This window comes from Acidiphilium cryptum JF-5, from assembly GCF_000016725.1.
Taxonomy (GTDB): Bacteria; Pseudomonadota; Alphaproteobacteria; order Acetobacterales; family Acetobacteraceae; genus Acidiphilium; species Acidiphilium multivorum.
Genome location: NC_009484.1, coordinates 952,814 through 975,767, shown reverse-complemented (window position 1 = coordinate 975,767; position 22,954 = coordinate 952,814). Strand labels below are relative to the sequence as shown.

27 protein-coding genes are annotated in these 22,954 nt (G+C 67.5%); 10 read left to right on the top strand and 17 right to left on the bottom strand.

The features are described 5' to 3' along the window. Position 1 precedes the first annotated feature (1 nt). Entirely contained in the window at positions 2-799 is a 798-nt protein-coding gene (locus ACRY_RS06855; RefSeq protein WP_011941845.1) for a type II secretion system protein GspK, read from the top strand. Positions 800-806: 7 nt separating this feature from the next. On the opposite strand, the gene gspG is transcribed toward ACRY_RS06855, so the two are convergent. Beyond that, positions 807-1,244 carry a type II secretion system major pseudopilin GspG gene (gene gspG, locus ACRY_RS06850; protein WP_011941844.1) on the bottom strand — a complete coding sequence of 146 codons (438 nt, stop codon included), beginning with the start codon at positions 1,242-1,244 and terminating at the stop codon, positions 807-809. 80 nt (positions 1,245-1,324) lie between these two features. Between gspG and ACRY_RS06845 the strand changes: the two genes are divergently transcribed. Together ACRY_RS06845 and ACRY_RS06840 are read left to right on the top strand one after the other, a co-directional pair. Further along, positions 1,325-1,723 carry a lytic transglycosylase domain-containing protein gene (locus ACRY_RS06845; protein ID WP_007421351.1) on the top strand — a complete coding sequence of 133 codons (399 nt, stop codon included), beginning with the start codon at positions 1,325-1,327 and terminating at the stop codon, positions 1,721-1,723. Positions 1,724-1,861: 138 nt separating this feature from the next. Further along, positions 1,862-3,871, top strand: a complete 2,010-nt coding sequence (locus tag ACRY_RS06840; protein ID WP_231295366.1) for a phospholipase C — start codon at positions 1,862-1,864, stop codon at positions 3,869-3,871. A gap of 149 nt (positions 3,872-4,020) precedes the next feature. Here the strand turns inward: ACRY_RS06840 and ACRY_RS06835 are convergent, their stop codons facing one another. From ACRY_RS06835 to ruvX, 10 genes are all read right to left on the bottom strand, one after another. Beyond that, positions 4,021-4,578 (bottom strand): hypothetical protein, encoded by a 558-nt coding sequence (locus tag ACRY_RS06835; RefSeq protein ID WP_043509111.1) that lies wholly within the window; start codon positions 4,576-4,578, stop codon positions 4,021-4,023. Positions 4,579-4,760: 182 nt separating this feature from the next. Further along, the gene (locus ACRY_RS19670) at positions 4,761-5,132 is read right to left on the bottom strand and encodes a hypothetical protein (RefSeq protein WP_155856353.1); all 372 of its coding nucleotides are present in this window, start codon (positions 5,130-5,132) and stop codon (positions 4,761-4,763) included. 169 nt (positions 5,133-5,301) lie between these two features. Then, positions 5,302-5,568, bottom strand: coding sequence for a hypothetical protein (locus ACRY_RS06830; RefSeq protein ID WP_011941840.1), 267 nt, complete (start codon positions 5,566-5,568; stop codon positions 5,302-5,304). Between the two features lie 719 nt (positions 5,569-6,287). Then, positions 6,288-6,830, bottom strand: coding sequence for a hypothetical protein (locus tag ACRY_RS06825; RefSeq protein WP_011941839.1), 543 nt, complete (start codon positions 6,828-6,830; stop codon positions 6,288-6,290). A 509-nt stretch (positions 6,831-7,339) separates the two neighbouring features. Further along, positions 7,340-7,480 carry a glycoside hydrolase family protein gene (locus ACRY_RS20185; protein WP_013639757.1) on the bottom strand — a complete coding sequence of 47 codons (141 nt, stop codon included), beginning with the start codon at positions 7,478-7,480 and terminating at the stop codon, positions 7,340-7,342. Between the two features lie 10 nt (positions 7,481-7,490). Continuing rightward, complete coding sequence (locus ACRY_RS06815) at positions 7,491-7,931, bottom strand: hypothetical protein (protein WP_043509110.1); 441 nt, start codon at positions 7,929-7,931, stop codon at positions 7,491-7,493. A gap of 335 nt (positions 7,932-8,266) precedes the next feature. After that, on the bottom strand, positions 8,267-8,803 hold the full coding sequence (locus ACRY_RS06810; RefSeq protein ID WP_011941837.1) for a lysozyme: 537 nt from the start codon (positions 8,801-8,803) through the stop codon (positions 8,267-8,269). 100 nt (positions 8,804-8,903) lie between these two features. Then, the gene (locus ACRY_RS06805; RefSeq protein WP_043509108.1) at positions 8,904-9,662 is read right to left on the bottom strand and encodes a glycosyltransferase; all 759 of its coding nucleotides are present in this window, start codon (positions 9,660-9,662) and stop codon (positions 8,904-8,906) included. After that, positions 9,659-9,988, bottom strand: a complete 330-nt coding sequence (locus ACRY_RS19665) for a hypothetical protein (RefSeq protein ID WP_043509107.1) — start codon at positions 9,986-9,988, stop codon at positions 9,659-9,661. Before ACRY_RS19665 ends, ACRY_RS06805 begins: the two co-directional genes overlap by 4 nt. A gap of 24 nt (positions 9,989-10,012) precedes the next feature. Next, the gene (gene ruvX / locus ACRY_RS06795; protein WP_007424401.1) at positions 10,013-10,489 is read right to left on the bottom strand and encodes a Holliday junction resolvase RuvX; all 477 of its coding nucleotides are present in this window, start codon (positions 10,487-10,489) and stop codon (positions 10,013-10,015) included. Positions 10,490-10,535: 46 nt separating this feature from the next. Here ruvX and gatC point away from each other — a divergent pair, with 46 nt between their 5' ends. Genes gatC through ACRY_RS06775 form a run of 4 tightly spaced genes read left to right on the top strand, consistent with a single transcriptional unit; the run spans position 10,536 to position 14,447 of the window. Further along, on the top strand, positions 10,536-10,823 hold the full coding sequence (gene gatC / locus ACRY_RS06790) for an Asp-tRNA(Asn)/Glu-tRNA(Gln) amidotransferase subunit GatC (RefSeq protein ID WP_011941835.1): 288 nt from the start codon (positions 10,536-10,538) through the stop codon (positions 10,821-10,823). Continuing rightward, positions 10,820-12,301, top strand: coding sequence for an Asp-tRNA(Asn)/Glu-tRNA(Gln) amidotransferase subunit GatA (gatA, locus tag ACRY_RS06785; protein ID WP_011941834.1), 1,482 nt, complete (start codon positions 10,820-10,822; stop codon positions 12,299-12,301). Before gatC ends, gatA begins: the two co-directional genes overlap by 4 nt. Beyond that, on the top strand, positions 12,298-13,761 hold the full coding sequence (gene gatB, locus ACRY_RS06780) for an Asp-tRNA(Asn)/Glu-tRNA(Gln) amidotransferase subunit GatB (protein WP_011941833.1): 1,464 nt from the start codon (positions 12,298-12,300) through the stop codon (positions 13,759-13,761). Before gatA ends, gatB begins: the two co-directional genes overlap by 4 nt. Further along, on the top strand, positions 13,758-14,447 hold the full coding sequence (locus ACRY_RS06775) for an SCO family protein (protein WP_011941832.1): 690 nt from the start codon (positions 13,758-13,760) through the stop codon (positions 14,445-14,447). Before gatB ends, ACRY_RS06775 begins: the two co-directional genes overlap by 4 nt. Before the next feature lie 58 nt (positions 14,448-14,505). Here ACRY_RS06775 and ACRY_RS06770 read toward each other — a convergent pair whose 3' ends face one another. Genes ACRY_RS06770 through ACRY_RS06760 form a run of 3 tightly spaced genes read right to left on the bottom strand, consistent with a single transcriptional unit; the run spans position 14,506 to position 15,961 of the window. Next, positions 14,506-14,874, bottom strand: a complete 369-nt coding sequence (locus ACRY_RS06770; protein WP_035185694.1) for a c-type cytochrome — start codon at positions 14,872-14,874, stop codon at positions 14,506-14,508. 8 nt (positions 14,875-14,882) lie between these two features. Next, entirely contained in the window at positions 14,883-15,317 is a 435-nt protein-coding gene (locus tag ACRY_RS06765) for a copper chaperone PCu(A)C (protein WP_007424407.1), read from the bottom strand. Continuing rightward, positions 15,317-15,961, bottom strand: a complete 645-nt coding sequence (locus ACRY_RS06760) for an SCO family protein (RefSeq protein ID WP_007424409.1) — start codon at positions 15,959-15,961, stop codon at positions 15,317-15,319. Before ACRY_RS06760 ends, ACRY_RS06765 begins: the two co-directional genes overlap by 1 nt. A 120-nt stretch (positions 15,962-16,081) precedes the next feature. On the opposite strand from ACRY_RS06760, the gene ACRY_RS06755 reads away from it, so the two are divergent. Genes ACRY_RS06755 through ACRY_RS06745 form a run of 3 tightly spaced genes read left to right on the top strand, consistent with a single transcriptional unit; the run spans position 16,082 to position 19,749 of the window. Further along, complete coding sequence (locus ACRY_RS06755; RefSeq protein ID WP_011941831.1) at positions 16,082-17,599, top strand: ArnT family glycosyltransferase; 1,518 nt, start codon at positions 16,082-16,084, stop codon at positions 17,597-17,599. Between the two features lie 24 nt (positions 17,600-17,623). After that, positions 17,624-18,373 (top strand): trehalose-phosphatase, encoded by a 750-nt coding sequence (gene otsB / locus ACRY_RS06750; protein WP_231295365.1) that lies wholly within the window; start codon positions 17,624-17,626, stop codon positions 18,371-18,373. Positions 18,374-18,375: 2 nt separating this feature from the next. Next, positions 18,376-19,749: an alpha,alpha-trehalose-phosphate synthase (UDP-forming) gene (locus ACRY_RS06745; protein ID WP_011941829.1), complete on the top strand. Its 1,374-nt coding sequence runs from the start codon at positions 18,376-18,378 to the stop codon at positions 19,747-19,749. Here the strand turns inward: ACRY_RS06745 and ACRY_RS06740 are convergent. Genes ACRY_RS06740 through rpoD form a run of 3 tightly spaced genes read right to left on the bottom strand, consistent with a single transcriptional unit; the run spans position 19,702 to position 22,939 of the window. Next, positions 19,702-20,376: an RluA family pseudouridine synthase gene (locus ACRY_RS06740; protein ID WP_011941828.1), complete on the bottom strand. Its 675-nt coding sequence runs from the start codon at positions 20,374-20,376 to the stop codon at positions 19,702-19,704. The two genes, ACRY_RS06745 and ACRY_RS06740, sit on opposite strands and share 48 nt — an antisense overlap. Before the next feature lie 37 nt (positions 20,377-20,413). Then, entirely contained in the window at positions 20,414-21,013 is a 600-nt protein-coding gene (locus ACRY_RS06735; protein ID WP_007423768.1) for a GNAT family N-acetyltransferase, read from the bottom strand. A gap of 9 nt (positions 21,014-21,022) precedes the next feature. Next, complete coding sequence (gene rpoD / locus ACRY_RS06730) at positions 21,023-22,939, bottom strand: RNA polymerase sigma factor RpoD (RefSeq protein ID WP_007423767.1); 1,917 nt, start codon at positions 22,937-22,939, stop codon at positions 21,023-21,025. Positions 22,940-22,954 lie beyond the last annotated feature (15 nt).

Sequence of the window (22,954 nt, the reverse complement as noted above, 5' to 3'; positions counted from 1 at the left end):
CATGGCGCGGCCCCGCCGGCACGACGACCGCGGCTTCGCGCTGCTGATCGTGCTGGCGGTGCTGGTGCTGTTCGGCTTCCTCGTCACCCGGCTGCTGGTCGCCGCCCGCCAGCAGATGGCGATCGCCGGCAACCTGCGCGACGCGGCGGTGGCGGCGGCGGCGGCCGACGGCGGCGTGTGGCTCGCCGTCGCCCGGCTCGATGCCGGCGGCCCGGCGCCGCGGGATGTGCGGATCGGCGCATCGCATGTCCGTCTTGCCACCAGCGGCGTCGCCGGCCGGATCAACCCCGACACCGCACCCGCCCCCCTGCTGGAAGCGCTGTTCCGCGTCGGCGGCATGGCGGCCGCACCGGCCCGCAGCCTCGCCGAAACCCTGGTCGAGGCGCGCGATCCCGCCCTCGCGCCCGCCCGCCTCGCCGCCCTCGTCGCCCGCTACCGCGCCGCCGGCAGCGCCGAAGGTCCGCCGCAGGCGCCGTTCCGCAGCCTCGCCGAGCTTGCCAGCCTCCCGGGGATGACGCCGGGCCTGCTCGCCCGGCTGCGCCCGCATCTCTCGCTCTACGCCCCCGCCTTGCCCGACCTCGCGACGGCGGATCCGGCGGTGCGCGCGGCGGTGGGGCTGGCGGGGCGGATCGACCTGCCGGGCGGGCATGTGAGCGGCCCGCCGGTGGTGCGGATCGAGGCGGTGGCCACCGGGCCGGGCCTCGCCCGTGCCGAGCGCTGTGCGACCATCCGCCTGACACCCGCGAATGTCGATGCGCCCTATATCGTGCTGGACTGGTCGGATGCGCGCTGTGGCTGAACCCGCCTCAGCGGTTGCAGATCATCCCCGGCGCACCCGGCGCCGCGGTCACGTCCTTCGGCCCTTTCGAGCACAAATCATACGCAAGCCCCGGCCGTGCCGAGGGCGCCTGATAGACGAACCGATGCCCCCACGGGTCGCGCGGCAGCGTGGTCTGCTTCAGGTACGGCCCGTGCCAGCCGCTCACCCCGGCCGGCTTGGCGATCAGCGCCTGCAACCCCTGATCGGTCGTCGGGTAGCTGCCGACATCGAGCTTGAACAGGTCGAGCACCGAGCCGATCCGCTCGATCGACTGTTCGGCGATGCTCGCCTTGGCCCGGCCGAGCTGACTGAGCAGGGCGGGGCCGACAAGCGCGATCAGAAGTCCGAGAATGACGATAACCACGAGAAGCTCGAGCAGCGTGTAGCCGCCCTCACCGTCAGCGCGTTCTGCCTTTGCGTTCATGAACGCGTGAGTATCCGAGAGGGTGGCGCAAGCGCCAGCGACGGCGGCGCGCACGATGACGATTTCACGGAGATATCACGATGACCTCGCTGTTGCGCTGCATGATTCTTGCAGCTTCGGTCTATCATCTTCCGCCTCGCGTCCTGCCGGTGATCGCGCGGATCGAGGGGGGACATGTCGGGCTCGTTCGCCCGGATTCCAATGGCACCGCGGATTATGGGCCGATGCAGGTGAACAGTGTCTGGCTCGATACGATCGCCCGCCGGGCACGGCTTGGCGCGCGCGAAACGCGACGACGCCTGATCGACGATCCGTGTTTCAATATTGCCGCCGCCGCCTTCATCCTGCGCACTGACATCGACCGCGCGGGCAACCTTATGCAGGGCATCGGCGACTACCATTCGGCCACGCCGCGCTTGAACGCCGCCTATCGGGCGCGGGCAATAACGATGGCACAACGGATGTTCGGTCCGCGTTAATTTCACATTCTTGCAACGGAACTATCACGAAATCGGGAAATTTGATCTGTATATATCCGCGCGAGGTAAACATTTCGTGTGGAGCGAATTATGAAACGAGCTTTGGCAATGGCTTGTTCGGCACTTTGCGCGCTGAGCATGACCATCCAGCCGGCACTGGCCGAGCAAGACGGGCGCCTCGCCTTCAACCGTCCGGACGATGCCCACGCCTTCGTCGCCGGGCTGATGGACCGCGAGGCCTGGCACAATGGCGGCCGTGAGCAGGGCGAGCATGGCGAACATCGCCGCCACCGCTTCCACCTCACCCACGCGCAGCTCGTCCAGCTCGTCCGCAAGAAGATCAAGTATGTTTTCGTGCTGTATCAGGAGAACCGCTCGTTCGACTCCTATTTCGGCACCTTCCCCGGTGCTGACGGACTTTATTCGCAGCCGGCCGCGAAGACCCCCGGCTTCGTGCAGACGCTGGTCAACACCGATGGCACCGTCGGCACCATCTCGCCCTTCCGCATCGGGCCGAAGCAGTATGCGTGGGACACCGACGATATCGACCATTCGCACGCCCGCATCGCCGCCAAGATGGACGTCGTCGCCGGCAAGCCGCTGATGGACAAGTTCGCCGTCACCGAGGAGCTGAAATATTCGCCGACCGGCAATCCCTCGCTGAAGGCGAAGCAGTTCGGCGAGCTCGCGATGGCCTACGAGGATTGCGATACGGTGCCCTTCCTCTGGCGCTATGCCGACCGCTTCGTGCTGTTCGACCATGTCTTCCAGGACATCACCGGCCCGTCGACGCCGGGTAACCTGTCGATCTTCGCCGCCCAGACCGGCCTGACCCAGTGGGCCCTGCATCCGAACGAGGCGTTCAGCACGTTCGATCCGGCAACCGGGCCGACCGCGACCAACCCGCACGGCCTCAAGGTGACGGAGGCGGGTGCCGGCGAGCCGGTGATGGATGACAACGATCCGCTCTGGGGCTCGCCGCTCGACCCGAACAAGACGCCCAACGTGCCGGTCAATGCGGGGGATTTCGGCGGGTCCGCCTATACCTATGGCGTACAGCTCAACCAGACCTATGCCTCCATCGCGATCAACACGATGGGCCGCAATGCCACCGCGATCACCCGTCACGACAGCGATGCCGCCGGCGACCTTGCCGACATTCATGACGACATCTCCTACCTGACCCGGTCCGGCCACAAGCAGGTCAACTGGGGCTGGTATGAGGAAGGCTACGACCACGAACCGACCGATCCGGCCAACCCGGTGGATGCCAACGGCACCCATGCCTCCTACATCACCCACCATAACGGCCCGCAATATTTCGGCTACGTCGCCAACAACCCGGATGAACGCGCCAACCTGCACGGGCTCGGCGACCTGTTCACGGCGCTGAAGGGCGGCACCCTGCCGGCCGCCGGCGGCGTGTTCTACGTCAAGGGCGGTTTCCAGAACATTTTCGGCCTGACGCCGGACAATCCGGTTGCCGCCGCGCGTGCCAACTTCCTCGGCGATGACGACCACCCGGCCTATTCTGACGCCCAGATCAGCGAGGCGATGGTGGCGAAGGCGGTGAACGCGATCGCGAAGAGCAAATACTGGAAGCATGCCGCGATCATCATCACCTGGGACGATTCCGAAGGCGATTACGACCATGTGCCGCCGCCGGTCATCGTCAACGGTCCGGACAAGCAGGTGTTCAAGTTCGGCCCGCGCGTGCCGCTGATCCTGATTTCGCCCTATGCACGGACGCATGAGGTGGATCATCAGGACGGCAGCCAGTCCTCGGTGGTGAAGTTCGTCGACGAGTTGTTCGGCCTGACGCCGCTCGCCTTGCTGCCGGACGAGCTGAAGGGCCGCGCCGATGGCGAGAAGGAATTCGGCGAGGCGAATATCGGCCCGGCCGATGCGCTGACCCCCTATGTCGGCGATCTGATGGGCGCCTTCGATCCGGCACGGCTGACCGGCCGGGCGGCACCGCTGCCGGCGAGCTATGCGATGATCCCGAACAAGGCGATCATGTCGCTGCCGCAGTATGGCGGCAATGGCTGCCAGGCGGATCACATCGTCCCGACCGATGTGGCCAAGGGTATCCGCACATCGGTGCCGTCCGACTTCAATCCGCTGCCGAGCACCAATCCCGGCGTCTGATCAACCGACGCCTTCGCGAGACATCCCGGCGCATGGCCATGCGCCGGGATGTTTTTGTTCCGGCCCCCCGGTCGCCGCGGCGCCGACCGGCCGGGCCGGCTTTTTGTTTTGACTCCGGAACGTTGATGGCGCGGCGGGGCGATGCGGCGTCAGGCGGGTTTTTCGCGGCGGGTCGGGTTGAAGCGGGTGGCGCCGGGGGCGCGGGGCCAGGCGGGGTTTGGCGGCGGCGCAAGATGGTGCGCCGGCGGTTCGGGGCGTGGGGGTAGCTCGGGGGACGGCGCTTCGGGCGGTGGCGCGAGGCGGGGCTGGCGCGGGCGGCGGAGCGGTGCGGGCGGGCGGATGCCGAGCGTGTGGCAGAGCGGGCGGAGGATGCGCCCGGCTTCGGGGGTGGCGGCGATGAGGGCGGCCATGTCCGGCGTGTCGAGCAAAGCGCGGAACTGGGCGGCGACGGAGGCGGTGCCGGGGATGAGGCGGGCGAGCCAGCCGAAGGCGCGCGGGAGGGTGTGCGGCGGGCCGGAGCGGCCGGCGGGCCGGGTGGCGCGCGCCCGGGGCGGGGCGGTGACGAGGCGGGCGAAGCGGGCGGCGAGGCGGCGGAGGCGCTGCCAGATGAGGATGATGAGCGGCCCGGCGATGCGGCGCTTTGCGCCCTCCCCCGCGATATGGGCGCAGAGCGCCTCGATGAAGGCGTCGAAGCGGGGGCGGAGCAAAAGACCGGGGGATGTGGGGGTTGGGGTGGTCACGGGATCGAAAATCCCATGAGGGGGTGGGGGTGGGCAAGGAGGTTTGTTAGTTTTGCTCCTGCACTTGTGTGTTTGGCAATCCAAGTCTGCGGATGGGCGAGGCGCGTCGGTTTGCCGGTGTTCAACGCGAATTTAGCCAGCCACCTCTGTCAGGCGCGATCGGGATCATGAGAGGCCTTTTTTGGAAAAACCCAAAGGTCATAATCTTCAACCATTCTATAGGCGTAGTCACTTGTGGAATTGATCATGTCCCGGACAGCGGGATGGTTTGACCAATCTTCCGCATCACATAATGGTCTAGCCATTTGGACTGCATCCCATAGCGCGCTAAACCTCAGCGATCGGCTGCGCTGGTCAGAAAAGTCGTTTTGTATCCTTATCGTCTCAATCCGATTAATTAGTAAATCAAGAAATTCGACGCAGCTCATGGCCACGCCATAGGGTTTGGCAGAGTCAATAGTTTTCAATATCAATTGCTTAATCGTCTTGAGCCGTTGGATTAAAATTTCATAGGGTGGCACGGCTACAGTCCTCCGGTATTCCAGGGCGTCGGCACTGGCGCTGATGGGCTGGCGCTTCCTTTCGGCAACCACACCTGCATAGCGTTTCCCGGCAACACGTTAACACCATCGCTGGAGGGCTGAGGAGCAACTGGTCCTATCCATCCTTTCAGGCCATCACTTGGTGAAGTCACGTAGGCGCTGTCGCCGTTCCAGTTGTTTTGTACAGCGGCACCGGCTCTCCATTCCTCTCCTGTAGCGGGCGGGGCGGGGTGGCGACGAGGCGGGCGAAGCGGGCGGCGAGGCGGCGGAGGCGCTGCCAGATGAGGATGATGAGCGGCCCGGCGATGCGGCGTTTCGCGCCCTCCCCCGCGATATGGGCGCAGAGCGCCTCGATGAAGGCGTCGAAGCGCGGGCGGAGCAAAAGACCGGGGGATGGGGGGGGTGGGGTGGTCACGGGCGCAAAAGTCCCATGAGGGGGTGGGGGTGGGCAAGAATATTTGTTAGTTTTGCTCCCGCACTGGTTTGTTTGGCAATCCAAGTCTGCGGATGGGCGAGGCGCGTCTGGTTGCCGGTATTCAACGCGACCGATCGACTGCCACGGGCGTTGCGGCGATGGTATATTAGGTCAGTAATGCGCCCATCCCGGTCGCCCGGCCTTCCTGGGGACATGCTCCGAAGCCGACACCCGTGGTCGCCCCACTGGTCGCCCAACTGGTCGGCCGGCCTGGGTGGAAAGCCAACCGTCCGATTTTGGGGGAGGAAGGCACGAAACCCGACATTCACCGGAAGCAAGTTGATCGCCCGGCGAAATTAGACCAGTTATTTCGAAGATGCCAGCGGGCGATGCTGCGGTTTCGGCGGATGCGAAGTCTGCAGAAATTCGCCTCCGTTCATGCCTCCGTCTTCAACCACTAACGATCCCTCTCCACTCGCTCCCTTTTCAAGTCAGACCGCGCTGCCGCCCTTGCCGAGTGGCGCGGCCTTTGCGCCGAATAAGCGGCGCCTCCCCTGCCCCACCGGAGACCAGTTCGCATTAAACTGACAACACCGTTTTTGCTCACATGCGGGCGCTGGCCTATGGGGCCGCGTTCATCACCTATCAGGCGGCTTGTGCCTTCGGGCTGGGCTAGAGTCGCCACGAACGGTTACGATGCTGTGCCGGCCAAGCGCCTCTCAGAGCTGTGAGAAGAGATGCGCCTGGGCGCCACGGATCGGGCCGCAGGCGAGTCCGTGTTCGCATTTAGTTGCTTTTGTCATTTGGTCCAGGAACCAGCGTGCATTTTTGCAAGCGAAGCCCCAGGTATCAATATCGATCTCGGTATTGTCGGGGCGCCAGATTGTCTCGCCTTTGTGTTTTTCTTCTAACTTGCCGTATCCCCAGATCGGCTGCCACACGCCGCCGCCCGCATAGACGAAATAGACATATTTCGAATCTTCGATGACGATCTTCTTGCCGAAATAATTCCCCTCGATTTCACTGATAAAGGACGAGTTATTGTCGCGCTTGATATGGAAACTCCTGATTTTGTAGCCCCGATTATCGGTCAGTTTACCCTTTGAATTTTTAAGCTGTAGGGAATGGTCACCTCTTTGATTGACCGGCTTGTGGTCCACACGGATGTGCCATCCCTTGCGTGGAAACATCAGGAATGTCCGCATCATTTTGTAATAGCCGATTTGTCTAAGCTGATCCGACGTAATTTCAAGAATCGCCATGGGTGCCTCCTGCGCCACGGTGAAGGTAGCCGTGTTGTTATGGCTTTGTCTAACGAAATACCTGCGTTGCCGCGTTAACTTAAGGGCAGGCTCTGTCAAAAGAACGTGACTTGAGGCGAACAAAGCGGTCGCGTAGCGTCCGATCGTGACGCAACGCTCCCCGTTCCGCTACTTCAAGACGAGCCCCGAGGTCATCCGCCTGGCGGTGATGATGTACGTCCGGTTCCCACCCTCGCTTTGCAACGTCCGGTTTCGGGATTGAGATCTCAGACCCCCGGCGTCCGAGTTGGGTCGATTTGCACCAGCGCCGACCCTCGCCTGAACGGCGGCTCTTCTCTGGTCGGGACCCGTAACCCGCCATTCCGCTCCCGGCCCAAATCACACATTCGCAACTCTCCCTAACTGCAACACCTCTACCCCTCCCCCACCGCCGTAACGGAGGGGAAAACTGCCGCCTCCACCTCGCGTCGCCGCCTGAGACCGGGGAGCGGAATCCCGTTGGCGAGGTTTCAGCGGGGGAACTGGGCGGCGGCGGCTTTGTCGTCGCCGTTGTTCAGGAGGCGGAACCGGGTGGGGCGGAGGAAATTGCCGGCGCCGCGGTTGTAGACGACGTCGATCCGTACCGCCCGGCGTCGCGCATCCTCGATCAAGGAAAGATTATCAGCCGCCCGGTTTGTTCTGCTGCGCGATGGCTTCCGGCAGTTCCCATTCGTCCGGCGTGGAATTGGGATCGTACCAACGATATCTATTGATGGTCCATAACATCAAACCGGAGAGTCCCAAGGCCACACCCAGCATGCCGACAAATATCAGATATGATGCAAACACATCTTGATTGGGCGCGCGGACGAGTTGCCAAACATTCCAAAGCAGCAGCAGCCATACGAAAAGCGACGATAAAGTTGCCACGCGCCGGAACCGCCGTATCCATTTGACGGTTCCGTAAACATACACTTTTCGCACATAGGTTACGCCGAATATCGCGAAAGCGATCGACAGAATGACTGGGCCGACGGGCAGGCCATCCGGCATGAAGACGTTCAGACCATTATCACCAAATAAAAAATACAAAACATCGAGCACCAGGACGAGCGGGGCCATTAACAAAGTTCCCGCGAACCCAGCAGAGCAGAAATTGACCGCCCGCCTGGGCGGGAGGTAGGGCCGCTTTCTGTCGTCGTTTTGGCTGGCAGTATCCATGCGTTTTATTACGGATAACGTGCTTGCATGCCCGGAGCAAGCCAACGAATGGAGCGTGATTCAGGATTTGCGCAGCACCCGGAGACGATACCGCATTGATAAGTATGGATATCTGACTTTGAGAAAGATGGGCGGTCAGGCGGTGTTGGCTTTCTGCGAGTCACCGCCCCATAACGGATTTTTTGCTTTCGGCCCAAATCACACATTCGCAACTCTCCCTGACCGCAACGTCCCCCCTACCCCTCCCCCACCGCCGTAACGGAGGAGAAGAATCGCGCCTCCGCCTCGCGTCGCCGCCGGAGGCCGGGGAGCGGGATTCCGTTGGCGAGGTCCCAGCGGGGGAACTGGGCGGCGGCGGCTTTGTAGTCGCCGTTGTTCAGGAGGCGGAGCAGGGTGGAGCGGAGGAAATTGCCGGCGCCGAGGTTGTAGACGAAGTCGATGAGGGCGGCCTGCTGGTTGGTGGTCAGGGGGACGGTGACGGCGTGGGTGACGGTCTGGCGGGCGCTCGCGAGGTCTCGCCGGGCGAGGGTTTCGGCGGTGGCGCGGGTGATGGGCGGGGTTGCCTGGGTGACGGGGCAGCCGGTGTCGTCGCGGGTGGAGCCGTAGCCGATGGTCCAGGTGCCGGCGGCGTCGCGGTAGGGGGTGGGCGAAAAGCCTTCGAAGGGGATGATGAAGGTTTCGATCACGAGGGTGAGGATGTCGGGCGGGGATGCGGTTGTCGGGGACGGGCCGGTGATTGGCGCGGCGGTGTTCGGGGGGGTGGTGTCGGGCATTGTCTCGCTCTCCTGCGGCATCCGGCGAAGGTGCCATGATGGCGGGAGGGTGAGAAAGACTAACGTTCAATAACGTTATGGTGACGGGCGCGGCGCGGGATCAGGGGTTGGGCTCGCCGAAATTTTTGGCGAGGGTGGCGAGGAGGCTGCCGGGGGGGAACGGGGCGTCAGGGCTGATGCCGGCGCGGCGCCACATTTCGCCATAGGCGTGGAGGAAGGCGGTTTCGGGCTTCAGGCGGGGCGGGTCGGGGCGCAGCAGGGCGGTGGGGCTTCGCCAGTAGCCGATCGGGTTGGCGAAGCCGGGCGGCATGATGGCGTAGCCGTGGGCGGGGTGGAGGCGCGAAAGCGCGGTCAGCAGGTCGGGGCCGAGTTCGCCCCAGTCGATCGCGTCCCTGGGGAAGCGTTCGGCGAGGGCGAGCGCGAGGTCGACCAGGTCGCCCTTCGTGGGGGTGGGGTTGAAGATGACGTTGTTGTTGAGGGTGATTTTCCAGCCGCGCGGGCGGAGGCGGCGGTGGAACCATTCCCATTGGGTGACGAGGAATTTTTGCGCCGGGAGGGCGGAGGCGGGGCGGAGCGAAATGACGTCGGAATCGGTCCAGAGGCCGCCGTGGCGGGAGAGGACGAGGTAGCGGAACCAGTCGGTGAAGCTGGCGATTGAGCCGCGGCGGTTGGTGAAGAGGGCGGATTGGGGGAGGATTTCGGCGGCGTCGGCCCGGGTGGCGCCGGGCGGGAGGCTGGGCTGGGGGGTGTAGGTCCAGACCGTCAGCGCGTAGCCCTGGGCGAGGAAGCTGCGCATGGCGAGGCGTTCGAGGCGGCGGGGCGGGTCGCCGTGCCAGAACATGTGGGCGTGGATGGTCATTGCCAGAGGGTCATCACCAGGCCGCCGGCGCAGATGAGGGCGCCGCCGAGCAGGATGGGCGGGGATGGGCGGAGGCCGAAGCCGAGCCAGTTCACCAGCTGGGCGACGAGGAAGAAGAGGACGACGTAGATGCCGAGGACGCGGCCGAAATCCCACGGGCCGAGATTCACCACGAGGCCGTAGGCGGCGAGGACGAGGATGCCGGCGGCGAGGAAGGGGGCGCGGGCGAGGCCTTGGTGGTGGAGGGCGGCGCGCATCAGGGCGTCGCCGCCGACTTCGAGGGTGGCGGCGGCGGCGAGGAGGGCGAGGATCGCGGCGGTGTTCACGGTGGGGGGATTATTGTTCGGGGGTCATTCTTCGGGGCGGGGTTCGTTCAGCAGGTCGAGCGCGCCCTGGAGCATGTAGGAGGCGGCGGCGGCGTCGACCCGTCCGGCGCGTTTGGCGCGGGTGACGTCGGCCTCGATGAGGGCGCGGTTGACGGCGGCGGAGGAGAGGCGTTCGTCCATCATCGCGACGGGCAGCCCGGTTTCGCGGGCGATGGCGTGCGCCCAGTCGCGCGCGGCCTGGGCGGCGGGGCCGATCGAGCCGTCCATCGAGAGGGGCAGGCCGATGATCAGGGCGGCGGCGCCTTCCTTGCGGGCGATGTCGAGAATGGTGGCGGCGGCCTCGGCGAGCTTGCCGCGCTTCATCGCGCCATAGGGGGTGGCGAGGCGGCGGCCGACATCGGAGAGGGCGATGCCGATGATCTTCGATCCGGGGTCGAGGCCGATCAGCCTTGCGTTGCGCGGCAGGGTTGAGGCGAGGTCGGTCAGGTTGAACAGTGTCATGCGCGCGTTTATGGTCCAGCGCGCTCAGAAACCCAAGGGATCAGTCATGTCTCTCGATCACGCGACGGTGCGCCGCATCGCGAAACTCGCCCGTATCCGGCTGGATGAGGAAGAGGTGCCGCGGCTCGCCGGCGAACTCAACGCGATTCTCGGCTATGTGGAACAATTGGCGGAAGTGGATGTGGAGGGGGTCGCGCCGCTTTCGGGCGGGGCGCAGATGGCGCTCAGGATGCGGGAGGACGAGGTGACGGACGGGCGGTATCCGGACCGCGTGCTGGCGAACGCGCCGGAGCGGATCGGCGATTTCTTCGCGGTGCCGAAGGTGGTGGAATGAGCCTGATGGATATGACGATCGCCGCGGCGCTGGACGCGCTGGCGGCGAAGAAAGTTTCGGCGGTGGAACTGGCCGAGGCGCATGTGGCGGCGGTCGAGGCGCTCAACCCGCGGCTGAACGCGTTCATCACGACGACGCCGGAGCTGGCGCTGGAGCAGGCGCGGGCGGCGGATGATGCGCGGGCGAAGGGCGAGGCCCCTGCCCTTGCGGGGATTCCGATCGCGATGAAGGATCTGTTCTGCACCGAGGGGGTGCGGACGACGGCGGGATCGAAGATCCTGGAGCCGTTCGTGCCGCCGTATGAGAGCACGGTGTCGGGCAAGCTGAAGGCGGCCGGGGCGGTGATGCTGGGCAAGGCCAATCTCGACGAGTTCGCGATGGGATCGTCGAACATCACGTCGGGCTACGGGCCGGTGGAGAATCCGTGGCAGCGGGCGGATGGCGCGAAGCTCGTGCCGGGCGGATCGTCCGGCGGGTCGGCGGCGGCGGTGGCGGCACGGATGGCGATGGGGGCGACGGGGACGGATACCGGCGGGTCGATCCGCCAGCCGGCGGCGTTCAGCGGGATCGCCGGGATCAAGCCGACCTATGGGCGGTGCTCGCGGTTCGGGATCATCGCGTTCGCCTCGTCGCTGGACCAGGCGGGGCCGATGGCGCGGACGGTGGAGGATTGCGCGATTCTGCTGCGCGAGATGAGCGGGTTCGATCCGAGGGATTCGACCTCGGCCGAGCGGGCGGTGCCGGATTTCCGGGCGGCGTGCGAGCGCGGGGTGAAGGGGCTCCGGATCGGGATTCCGGCGGAGTATCGCGTGGAGGGCATGCCGCGGGAGATCGAGAAGCTGTGGCAGGACGGGATCGACTGGCTGAAGCGCGAGGGGGCGGAGATCGTCGATGTTTCGCTGCCGCACACGAAATACGGGCTGCCGGTGTATTACATCGTCGCACCCGCCGAGGCGTCGTCCAACCTCGCGCGGTATGACGGGGTGCGGTTCGGCGCGCGGGTCGAGGGCAAGGACCTGATCGATCTTTACGAGCGCACGCGGGCGGCGGGGTTCGGCGAGGAGGTGAAGCGGCGGATCATGATCGGGACCTACGTGCTCTCGGCCGGGTATTACGACGCGTATTACCTCAAGGCGCAGAAGGTGCGGGCGCTGATCCTGCGGGATTTCCAGGAGGCGTTCGGGAAGGTGGACGCGCTGCTGACGCCGACCGCACCCTCGGCGGCGTTCGCGCTGGGCGAGAAGATGGACGATCCGGTGACGATGTATCTCAACGACGTGTTCACGGTGCCGGCCTCGCTCGCGGGCGTGCCGGGGATGAGCGTGCCGGCGGGGCTGGATGCGGCCGGGCTGCCGCTCGGCTTGCAGGTGATCGGGCGGCATTTCGACGAGGAGACGGTGTTCGCCGTCTCGTCCGTGCTGGAGCGGGCGGCGGGGTTCGCGCACCGGCCGGGCGTGATGGCGGGAGGCGCGGCATGAGCTACGTGATCGAGGGGACGACCGGCGCGTGGGAGCTGGTGATCGGGCTTGAGGTCCATGCCCAGGTGATCTCGCGCTCGAAGCTGTTCAGCGGGGCGGCGACGGCCTTCGGCGCCGAACCGAACAGCCAGGTGAGCTTCGTCGACGCCGGGTTTCCGGGGATGCTGCCGGTGATCAACCGCGAATGCGTGGCGCAGGCGGTGCGCACCGGGCTGGGGCTTGCCGCGCATATCAACCTCGTCTCGCGGTTCGACCGGAAGAACTATTTCTACGCCGACCTGCCGCAGGGCTATCAGATCAGCCAGTACGAGCATCCGATCGTCGGCGCCGGGGCGATCGAGATCGAGCTGGAATCGGGCGAGACGCGGACGATCGGGATCACGCGGCTGCATCTGGAGCAGGATGCCGGCAAGTCGATGCATGACCAGCATCCGAGCAAGTCGCTGATCGACCTCAACCGCTCGGGTGTCGCGCTGATGGAGATCGTCAGCGAGCCGGACATGCGCTCGCCGGAAGAGGCCGGCGCCTATCTGCGCAAGCTGCGCACCATCCTGCGCTATCTCGGCACCTGCGATGGCAACATGGACGAGGGCTCGATGCGGGCGGACGTCAACGTGTCGGTGCGCAAGCATGGCGAGCCGTTCCGCACCCGCTGCGAGATCAAGAACGTCAACTCGATCCGCTTCGTGATGCAGGCGATCGAGGCGGAGGCGAAGCGGCAGATCGAGATCTGGGAAGCGGGCGGGACGGTGGATCAGGAGACGCGGCTGTTCGAGCCGGCGCGCGGCGTGACCCGCTCGATGCGGAGCAAGGAGGACGCGCACGACTACCGCTATTTCCCCGAGCCGGACCTGCTGCCGCTGGTGCTGGAGGAGGAGTGGGTGGAGTCGCTGAAGGCGACGCTGCCGGAGCTGCCAGATGCGAAGCGGGCGCGGCTGATGCGCGACTTTGGCCTGTCGCGCTACGAGGCGTCGATCTTCGTGATGGAGCAGGTGACGGCGGATTTCTTCGAGACCGTCGCCGCCGGGCGCGATGCGAAGCTGGTGGCGAACTGGATGCTCGGCGATTTCTTCGCCCATCTCAACCGCACCGGGACGAGCATCGAGACCTCGCCGGTGACCGCGGCCCGGCTCGGCGAGCTGCTCGACCTGATCACCGACAAGACGATCAACGGCAAGATCGCCAAGGAGGTGCTGGAGCTGATGTTCGACACCGGCGATGCGGCGGGCGCGATCGTCGAGGCGCGCGGGCTGAAGCAGGTGACGGATACCGGCGCGATCGACGAGGCGATCGACCGGGTGGTTGCCGCCAACGCCGACAAGCTCGCCGAATACAAGGCGGGGAAGGACAAGCTGTTCGGCTTCTTCGTCGGCCAGGTGATGAAGGCGATGCAGGGCAAGGGCAACCCGGCGCTGGTGAACGAGGCGCTGAAGCGGAAGATCGGCGAGCCGGGCGCATGATCCGCGCCCTCGCCGCCCTGCTGCTCGCTGCCGGCCTCGCCCTGACCCCGGCCTTCGCCGCGAATGCCTTTGCCGCGAATTCCGGGCCGGAGGCGCTGAGCGGCGTGCCGCTCGGCAAGGGCGGGGTGGTGGAGGTGAGCGGGCTGGTGCCGCCGCTCGACTTCACCATGACCGAGGCGGAGACGGGAAAGACCGTCACCGCGCGGGATTTCCGCGGCCGGACGGTGCTGCTCTATTTCGGCTATACCAACTGCCCGGATGTCTGCCCCGACACGCTCTACAAGCTGCACATGCTGTTCCGCGCGCTCGGCCCGGCGGCGAAGAAGGTGGTGTTCCTGTTCGTCACCATCGATCCGAAGCGGGACACGGACGCGGTGCTGGCGAAATATGTGGCGCTGTTCGACAGCCACTTCCTCGGCCTGCGGGGCACGCCGGACCAGATCTACCGGCTGACGCGGCGCTATCGGGTGGTGGCCTCGGTGCACCCCTCGCCCGATCCGCAGAAATACCAGGTGGTGCATTCGGCGCTGGTCTACGTGTTCGACCCGAAGGGACGGGCGCGGTTCATCATTCCCGATCTCGGGCTGACGCGGCACCCGGACTACAAGGCGCTGGCCGCCGATATCGAGGCGGTGACCCGGAGCAAGCCCGGCAGTCTGGCCGGCTGGTTGGCGCGGCTCGGCTGACGCGCCGGCCCGGTCCGCAGGGATCGGGACGCACGCTCTTCCGACGCGGGCGGGCCGGTCAGTCCGCTTCCGGCAGCGAGGCGAGATACGCGGCGATGTCGGCGCGGTCGGCCCCGGTGAGCGCGTGGGCGATGTTGCGCATCACGTAGTTTTTCCCCTGTTTCCCGGCGGCGATGGCGGCCAGGGCGGCGAGCGTGGTGGCTTGCGGCAGGCCGGCGAGGCGCGGGGCGCCGATGGCCGGGTTGCCGGCGAGATCGGTGCCGTGACAGACCATGCAGGGCAGCACCCCGTTCGCCGTGCCGTGGGCGACGATGTCTTTGCCCCGCGCCGCGTTGCCCGCTGCTGTGCCTTGGGGCGGGAGGGCGGCGGGAGCGAGAGTTGGCAGCAGCAGCAGGGCGGCGAGCAGCGCCGGGCGGAGATGCGACACGGGGGGTCTTACTGGCCCGTGGGGCGCCCGTCGGCGCCGTAGACGGTGAAGGGCACGGTCAGGTCCGGCGCGTTGCGGAAGCGGAGCGTGACGTCCGCCGTCGTCCCCACCGTCATGCGCGGCTTCATGCACATGATGTGGTAGTCGCCGGGGGCGAAGCGGAACGTGCCGTGGGCGGGGATGGTGATGGAGTTCACGTCGATCATCATGTCCATCCCGCTGCGGTTGAGGCTGCGGTGCAGCATCGCGCTGCCGCAGGCGGGGGAGCTGGCGCCGGTCAGCACCGCCGCCGTGTCGCCCGCGTTGGTGAGGGTGACGAAGCCGCCGGCCGGGATCTGCGGCAGCAGGTAGCGGAACCAGCCGCCCTGCGCCGTGACGGCGGGGGCGGCGGAAGCGGCCGCGGGAAGCAGGAGGCACGCGAGGGCGGCGAGGACGCGGCGCATCAGGATCTGTCCATGGTCTTGCGGATGAGGGCGGCGACCGCCGGCAGGTCGGGCCGCGAGGTGGGGAAGCTGGCGAGCAGGGCGACGGCGCGGCCGTCCGGCCCGAAGAGATAGGTGGCGCTGCTGTGGCGGATGGCGGATTCGGGATCGGGCGAATCGGGGCCGGTGGGGGCGCGGTAATAGACGCCGAAGCGCTTTGCCGCCGCCTTGAGTTCCGCCGGAGTGCCGCGCAGGCCGGTGAAGACCGGCGGCTTGCCGAATTTCGCGACGTACGCCTTCAGGCGGGCTTGCGTGTCGTAGGCGAGGTCGATGGTGACGAAGGCGACCCGCAGGTCCGGGCCGTCCTTGCCCAGCAGGGTGACGAGTTTCGCCGCGTTCTGCATGGTCAGCGGGCAGGTATCCGGGCAGCGGGTGAAGCCGAAATAGAGGATCACCGGATGGCCGCGAAAGGCCGCTTCGGTGACGGGACGGCCGGTTTCGACATCCTCCATGCGGAAGGCGAGCGGCGGGAGATGGCCTTCGAGCGGGACGATGGCCGGGCCGGCGGGGGCGCTGTCGGCCCAGGCGGAGCGCAGGGCGAGGCCGCCGAGTGCGAGGCCGGAGAGGCCGAGCATGGTGCGGCGGTCGAGGGCTTGTCGTGACATCGTGAACCTCCGTGTGGCGCCGGTGTTAGGGCGGGATTCGGCACCCGGCAAGTCAGGCTCGCGTGAGACCGGGGCGGCGGCGCTTGACCGGCCGGCACGGCTCGCCCATGCGGTGCGGTCATGAAGCAGATGAAACCGGGCAGCGCGGCGCTGCTCGTCATTCTCGCCGCGACGCTGGCGCGGCTCGTCCTCGCCGCCGGCATGGGGCTCGGGATCGACGAGAGCTACATGGTCGCCGCCGCGCACACGTTCCAGCTTTCGTATTTCGACCATCCGCCGATCTCGTGGTGGATGGAACTCGGCATCCAGCGGCTGACCGGGCTGCACTCGCCGTTCATCGTGCGGCTGCCGTTCATCGCGATGTTCGCGGCGACGGGCGGGCTGATGTACGGGCTGACACGGCGGCTGTTCTCGCCGGCGGCGGGGCTGTGGGCGGTGATCGGGCTGAACATCTCGCCGGTGTTCTCGCTCGCCTTCGGCACCTGGGTGCTGCCGGACGGGCCGCTCGACTTTTTCCTCGTCGGCGCCGCCTGGGCGCTGGCGCGGGCGCTGGGAATCGCGCGGCCGGAGATGGAGGCCACGCCGGATGCGGATTTCTGGCCGCTGGCGGGCATCCTGATCGGCCTCGCGATGACCTCGAAATACAATGCCGTGCTGGTGATGGCGGGGGCGCTGCTGTTCATGCTGGTGGATGCGCGGGCGCGGCGGGCGCTGGCGACGCCGGGGCCGTGGGTGGCCTGCGTGCTGGCGGCGGTGGTGTTCTCGCCGGTGGTGATCTGGAACGCGCTGAACGGCTGGGCGTCGTTCGGCTATCAGGGCGACCGGGCGACCGGGTTCGGGCTGCATCCGCTGCGGCCCTTCGCGATCTGGGGCGGCGAGGCGCTGTTCGTGGCCCCCTGGATCTTCGTGCCGATGGCCGCCCTGATGATCGGCGGGCTGCGGGGGAGCGACCGGCGGGCGCGGCTGCTGGCCTGGCTGGGCGTGGTGCCGGTGGCGCTGTTCTCGGTGATCGGGCTGTGGTCGTCGCGCAAGATTTTGTTCCACTGGGCGGCGCCGGGCTACCTGATGCTGTTCCCGCTGCTCGGCGACTGGGTAGTGCGGCAGGCGGGGACGATGCGGCTGTGGATCGGCCGGGCGGCGAAGGGAACGGCGGCGCTGCTGGTGGCGGCGGCGCTGTTCATCGCCCTGCAGGTGCGGTTCGGCGTCGTGCCGGGGTTCGATTCGATGTTTCCGCCCGGCAAGTCCCCCACGTTGCAGGCGATCGACTGGACCAGCTTCCGCACGGCGCTGAAGGCGCGCGGGCAGTTCGACCAGCCGGGGCTGGCGCTCGCCGCGCTGCGCTGGTTCGATGCCGGGAAGATCGCCTATGCGGTGGGGCCGAGCATGCGGATGACGGTGTTCGAGGGCGATCCGCACGAGTTCGGCGTGGTCACGCCGCCGCAATCGCTGATCGGCGAAAATATCCTGATCGCGGCGATGCCGGGATCGGTCGCGGCGATCGAGACGCGGTATGCGCCGCGGTTCCGCTCGATCACCGTGGAGCCGCCGATCGACATCGTCCATGACGGCCATGTGCTGCTGCGGATTCCGATGCTGCTGGGGCATCACCTGATGTCGTGGCCGGGGGCGCGGCGGTAGGCTTCCGCCGCCGGACCGGCTTCCTTGGTTGATCGGGGCATCAGCCATGCCCATTTCTCCCGGATGGGACCGAAGCTGACGCGCGATCACGCGCTGTTCCTCGATCTGGACGGCACGTTGCTGGAGTTTGCCCCGACGGCGGAAGAGGTGGCGGTGCCCGCGGGGCTGGGGGCGATGCTGCGCGGGCTCGCGGCGCAGCGCGACGGGGCGCTGGCGATACTCTCGGGGCGGTCGCTCGCGCAGATCGACGCGGTGACCGCGGACCCCTTCCCCGCCGGCGCCGAGCATGGGTTCGTGCTGCGCGACGCGGCGGGGCGAATCCATCATCCGGTGCGGCAGACGGCCAACCGCGCGGCCTGGCGGGCGGCGCTGGAGGCGGCGGCGGCGGCGCATCCGGGCGTGCGGATCGAGGCGAAATCGGCCTCGCTGGTCGCGCATTACCGGGCGTCACCCGAGGCGGGGCCGGCGCTGGGCGCGATGATCGGCGCGATGATCGCGGAGGCGCCGGAGGTCGAGCGGCTGGCGGCGAACATGGCCTGGGAGATCCGCCCGCGCGGCGCGGGCAAGGGGCGCGCGCTGGAATGGTTCATGGCGCGGCCGCCTTTCGCCGGGCGCGTGCCGGTCTTCGTCGGCGACGATGTGACCGACGAGGAGGCGATCGCGGCGGCGGCGGCGCTGGGCGGGCACGGGCTGCACGTTCACCGCGATTTCGACGGCACGCCGGCCGCGGTGCTGGCCTGGCTGGGCAGCGCGCTGGCGCCGGGGAGGGTGTGAGGATGGGGCGGCTCGTCGTCGTTTCGAACCGGGTGTCGCTGCCGACCGACAAGGGCGCGAGGGCCGGCGGGCTGGCCGTGGCGCTGGAGGACGCGATGATCCCCGGCTCGCTCTGGTTCGGCTGGTCGGGCCGGCGGGGCGGTGCGAATTCGGACCGGGCGAGCGTGAGCGAACATCAGGGCATCACCTATGCGACGGTGGATCTCGGCGAGACGGATTATCGCCGCTTCTATGTCGGCTTCTCGAACGGCGCGCTGTGGCCGCTGCTGCATTACCGGACCGGGCTGATCGATTACCGGCGGGACGATTACGAGGGGTATGTCGCGGTGAACGACCTGTTCGCCGCCCGGCTGGCGCCGCTGCTGCAGCCCGATGACGTGATCTGGATCCATGACTACCAGCTCCTGACCCTGGCGGAGGCGCTGCGCCGGCTGGGGGTGAAGAACCGGATCGGGCTGTTCGTGCATATCCCGTTCGTGCCGCCGGCGGTGCTGCACGTGCTGCCGGAGGCGGAGCATCTGGTGCGGGCGATGGCGGCGGCCGATCTGGTCGGCTTCCAGACGCATGGCGACCGGTTGAATTTCCTGGAATCGGCGGCGTCCTGCATGGAGATGCAGCGCGTGGGCGAGGACGGCTTCGTCCATAACGGGCACCGCACCATGACGACGGTGACGCCGGTGGGCATCGATGTCGAGGGGTTCGCCCGGGCGGCGCGGCGGGCGGCGGGCATGACCGAGACGCGGCGGCTGATCTCCAGCCTGGTGGGGCGCGCGCTGGCGATCGGGGTGGACCGGCTGGACTATACCAAGGGGCTGCCCCTTCGCTTCGCCGCCTTCGGCCGGCTGTTCCTGCGCCACCCCGAGCATCTGCGCCGGATCAGCCTGTTGCAGATCGCCGCGCGCTCGCGCGAGGATGTCGACCGGTACCAGTCGCTGCGGCGGGAGCTGGACCGGCAGGCGGGCGAGATCAACGGCGCCTATTCGGATTTCGACTGGACGCCCGTGCGCTACATGACGCGGGCGGTGAACCGCACCACGATCGCCGGATTCTACCGGATCGCCAGCATCGGGCTGGTCACGCCGCTGCGCGACGGCATGAACCTGGTGGCGAAGGAATACATCGCCGCGCAGGACCCGGCGGACCCCGGCGTGCTGGTGCTCTCGCGCTTCGCCGGGGCGGCGGAGGACCTGACCGAGGCGCTGATCGTCAACCCGTATGACGCCGACCAGGTGGCGGATGCGATGCACACGGCGCTGCTGATGCCGCCGGAGGAGCGCGTCGCGCGGCATGCGGCGCTGCTGGCCAAGATCCGCGAGCGGACCGCCGCCTCATTCTGCCGGGCGTTCCTCGACCAGCTGCGCCAGGTCGAGCGCTGAGGCCGCCGCCGCCGCCCGGAAATGCGCCGGCAGGGCGGCGGTGACGGCGACCGGCGGGGCGAGCGGCAGGGCGAGCGCGCGGGCGAGCAGGCACATGCCGCCGGCTTCGGTGCCGTAGAGCGGGTCGCCAACAATGGGGAAGCCGGATTCGGCGCAATGGACGCGCAGCTGGTGGGTGCGGCCGGTGCGCGGGCGCAGCTCGAGCAGCGCCCTGCCCTGCCCCGCCGCGAGGCACCGCCAGTCGGTGATGGCGGGATCGCCGCGCGGATCGGGCGCGACGCGCCAGCCGCCGGGAACGGTGCGGCGGGCCAGCGCCAGCTCGATCGTGCCGTGCGCCGCCGCCGGCACGCCCTCGACGATCGCCCAGTAGGTCTTGCCGACCCGGCGCTGCGCGAAGGCGCGCTGCAGGGCGACCAGCGTGGTCTTGCGCCGGGCGATGGCGAGGCAGCCGGCGGTATCGGCATCGAGCCGGTGGACCAGCCAGGGACCGTCGGCGCCGCGCCGCCAGCGGGGAAACCAGTCCTCCACGCTCGGCCCGCCGCCGCGGCCGCGATGGCTGGGCAGGCCGGCCGGCTTGTCGATCACCACGAGATGGGTCGAGTGGTACAGGATGACCGGGTCGATCATGCCGTTCCCGGGCGCGGCACGGCCGGGGGGCACGGAATCAGGCCGGGCGCTGGGCGGGGCGGAGATGGTCCGGCACCTCGAAGCCGAGCCGGCGGGGAATGTCCCACATCTCGTCGATGCGGCGGACGATGCGGAAGCCGGCGCGCAGATAGTTGGGCAGGGCGCGCGGATGGTCCGCCGTGCAGGTGTTGACCGTCATGCCGCGGACCGGGCCGGCGAAGACCTGCTCGATCGCCGCCCCCAGCAGGGCGAAGCCGAGGCCGCGGCCGATCGCCCCCGGCAGCAGGCCGAAATAGCTGAGATTGACGTCCGGCCAGGGGGTCGCGTCGAGCTCGAAGAAACCGGCAACCGCGCCATCGACGCGGAGCACGTGGATGGCGACCGCCGGATCGGCCAGGTGGCGGGCGAGCATGGCATCCGGCATGATCCGCCGCAGCCACCACAGCCAGGGCTGGCCGACACGGTCGTAGAGGTCGCGATAGGTCGCGACATCCATGTGCGGCACATACTCGATCGCCGCGCCGGGCGGCAGGGCCGGCCAGGTCCGCGGCGGGTGACGGTCCATGCGAAGGAACGTCACCGTGACCTGAACGCGGTCGAACGGCTCGCCGGGACGGACACGGGCGTATTCGAGCATGGCGGCGCCTCAGTCCTCGAGGAAGCTCCTGAGCTTGCGGCTGCGCGAGGGGTGCTTGAGCTTGCGCAGGGCCTTCGCCTCGATCTGGCGGATGCGCTCGCGGGTGACGTTGAACTGCTGGCCGACCTCTTCCAGCGTGTGGTCGGTGTTCATGCCGATGCCGAAGCGCATGCGCAGCACGCGCTCCTCGCGCGGGGTGAGCGAGGAGAGGACGCGCGTCGCGGCCTCGCGCAGGTTGGCATGAACCGCGGCATCGAGCGGGATGATCGCGTTCTTGTCCTCGATGAAGTCGCCGAGATGGCTGTCTTCCTCGTCGCCGATCGGGGTTTCGAGGGAGATCGGCTCCTTGGCGATCTTGAGCACCTTGCGCACCTTCTCGAGCGGCATGCCGAGCTTCTCGGCCAGTTCCTCGGGCGTGGGCTCGCGGCCGATCTCGTGCAGCATCTGCCGCGAGGTGCGGACCAGCTTGTTGATCGTCTCGATCATGTGGACCGGGATGCGGATGGTGCGCGCCTGGTCGGCGATCGAGCGGGTGATCGCCTGGCGGATCCACCAGGTGGCGTAGGTCGAGAACTTGTAGCCGCGGCGGTATTCGAATTTGTCCACCGCCTTCATCAGGCCGATATTGCCTTCCTGGATCAGGTCGAGGAATTGCAGGCCGCGATTGGTGTATTTCTTGGCGATGGAGATGACGAGGCGGAGATTGGCCTCGATCATTTCCTTCTTGGCGCGGGTGGAGTCGCGCTCGCCGCGCGAGACGGTGGAATAGACGCGGCGGAATTCCTCGATCGGCAGCTGCGCCTCGGCGGCGATGCGGCCGATCTGGGCGCGCAGCTCGGTGACCTGGGTGCCGTAGCGCTCGACGAAGACCTTCCAGCCCTTGCCGGGGCGTTTCGCCACGTCGTCGAGCCAGGTGGGGTCCATCTCGCGGCCGCGATAGGCGTCGAGAAAGTCGTCGCGGGTGATCTTGCAGCCCTCGGCGAGGCGCAGCATCTGGCCTTCCAGCCCGTTCAGGCGCTGGTTCAGCTCCTTGAGCTGGATGACCAGCTCCTCGATGCGGTTGTTGTGCAGGCTGACCTGCTCGACCTTGGCCACCAGCTCGTCGCGCAGCTTCTCGTAGGTCTTCTCCGAGCGGGAGGCCATTTCCTCGCCGGCGTTCAGCGCCTCCAGCCGCTTGTGCTGGAGCTTCATGAACTTCTCGTAGAGCTTCTCGACCTCGGTGAAGGTCTCGAACACCTCGGGCTTGAGCTTCTCCTCGACGGCGGAGAGCGAGAGGCCGCTCGATTCGCCCTCCTCGTCCTCCTCGGGTTCCTCGGGGACCGCGGCGGAGGGGTTGAAGCCGCCATCGCCGCCGCCCTGGGTGGCCTCGAGGTCGATCACGTCGCGCAGCAGCATCTTCCCGTCCTTGAGGGATTCGTGCCACGAGATGATCGCGCGGAAGGTCAGCGGGCTTTCGCAGAGCCCGCCGATCATCATGTCGCGCCCGGCCTCGATGCGCTTGGCGATGGCGATCTCGCCCTCGCGCGAGAGCAGCTCGACCGTGCCCATCTCGCGCAGGTACATGCGGACGGGATCGTCGGTGCGGCTGCCGCTCGATTCGCTGATATTGCCGGAGGCGGCCTCCTCGTCCTCGGCGGCCTCCTCGTCCTTCTCGGCGCGGCCGGCGGTTTCCGCCTCCTCGCCTTCCTCGCCCTCGACCACCTGGATGCCCATTTCGCTGAGCATCGACATCACGTCCTCGATCTGCTCGGAGCTGTTCTGCTCGGAGGGCAGGACGGCATTCAGCTCGTCGAAGGTGATGTAGCCCCGCTCCTTGCCGCGGGCGATCAGGCGCTTGACCGAGGCCGACTGGATGTCGAGCGTCGCGGTGTCCGCCTCGGCCTCGGGCGCGGCGGTCTCGGCGGGAGCAGCTTGTTTGGTCGCCATCAGTGTATCAATCTC

Excerpts from the sequence above, each read along its gene's own strand:
- ACRY_RS06855 (WP_011941845.1), top strand. The coding sequence starts at position 2 with ATGGCGCGGCCCCGCCGGCACGACGACCGCGGCTTCGCGCTGCTGATC.
- gspG (WP_011941844.1), bottom strand. The coding sequence starts at position 1,244 with ATGAACGCAAAGGCAGAACGCGCTGACGGTGAGGGCGGCTACACGCTG.
- ACRY_RS06845 (WP_007421351.1), top strand. The coding sequence starts at position 1,325 with ATGACCTCGCTGTTGCGCTGCATGATTCTTGCAGCTTCGGTCTATCAT.
- ACRY_RS06840 (WP_231295366.1), top strand. The coding sequence starts at position 1,862 with ATGACCATCCAGCCGGCACTGGCCGAGCAAGACGGGCGCCTCGCCTTC.
- ACRY_RS06825 (WP_011941839.1), bottom strand. The coding sequence starts at position 6,830 with ATGGCGATTCTTGAAATTACGTCGGATCAGCTTAGACAAATCGGCTAT.
- ACRY_RS06815 (WP_043509110.1), bottom strand. The coding sequence starts at position 7,931 with ATGGCCCCGCTCGTCCTGGTGCTCGATGTTTTGTATTTTTTATTTGGT.
- ACRY_RS06810 (WP_011941837.1), bottom strand. The coding sequence starts at position 8,803 with ATGCCCGACACCACCCCCCCGAACACCGCCGCGCCAATCACCGGCCCG.
- ACRY_RS06805 (WP_043509108.1), bottom strand. The coding sequence starts at position 9,662 with ATGACCATCCACGCCCACATGTTCTGGCACGGCGACCCGCCCCGCCGC.
- ruvX (WP_007424401.1), bottom strand. The coding sequence starts at position 10,489 with ATGACACTGTTCAACCTGACCGACCTCGCCTCAACCCTGCCGCGCAAC.
- gatC (WP_011941835.1), top strand. The coding sequence starts at position 10,536 with ATGTCTCTCGATCACGCGACGGTGCGCCGCATCGCGAAACTCGCCCGT.
- gatA (WP_011941834.1), top strand. The coding sequence starts at position 10,820 with ATGAGCCTGATGGATATGACGATCGCCGCGGCGCTGGACGCGCTGGCG.
- gatB (WP_011941833.1), top strand. The coding sequence starts at position 12,298 with ATGAGCTACGTGATCGAGGGGACGACCGGCGCGTGGGAGCTGGTGATC.
- ACRY_RS06775 (WP_011941832.1), top strand. The coding sequence starts at position 13,758 with ATGATCCGCGCCCTCGCCGCCCTGCTGCTCGCTGCCGGCCTCGCCCTG.
- ACRY_RS06765 (WP_007424407.1), bottom strand. The coding sequence starts at position 15,317 with ATGCGCCGCGTCCTCGCCGCCCTCGCGTGCCTCCTGCTTCCCGCGGCC.
- ACRY_RS06760 (WP_007424409.1), bottom strand. The coding sequence starts at position 15,961 with ATGTCACGACAAGCCCTCGACCGCCGCACCATGCTCGGCCTCTCCGGC.
- ACRY_RS06755 (WP_011941831.1), top strand. The coding sequence starts at position 16,082 with ATGAAGCAGATGAAACCGGGCAGCGCGGCGCTGCTCGTCATTCTCGCC.
- ACRY_RS06745 (WP_011941829.1), top strand. The coding sequence starts at position 18,376 with ATGGGGCGGCTCGTCGTCGTTTCGAACCGGGTGTCGCTGCCGACCGAC.
- ACRY_RS06740 (WP_011941828.1), bottom strand. The coding sequence starts at position 20,376 with ATGATCGACCCGGTCATCCTGTACCACTCGACCCATCTCGTGGTGATC.
- ACRY_RS06735 (WP_007423768.1), bottom strand. The coding sequence starts at position 21,013 with ATGCTCGAATACGCCCGTGTCCGTCCCGGCGAGCCGTTCGACCGCGTT.
- rpoD (WP_007423767.1), bottom strand. The coding sequence starts at position 22,939 with ATGGCGACCAAACAAGCTGCTCCCGCCGAGACCGCCGCGCCCGAGGCC.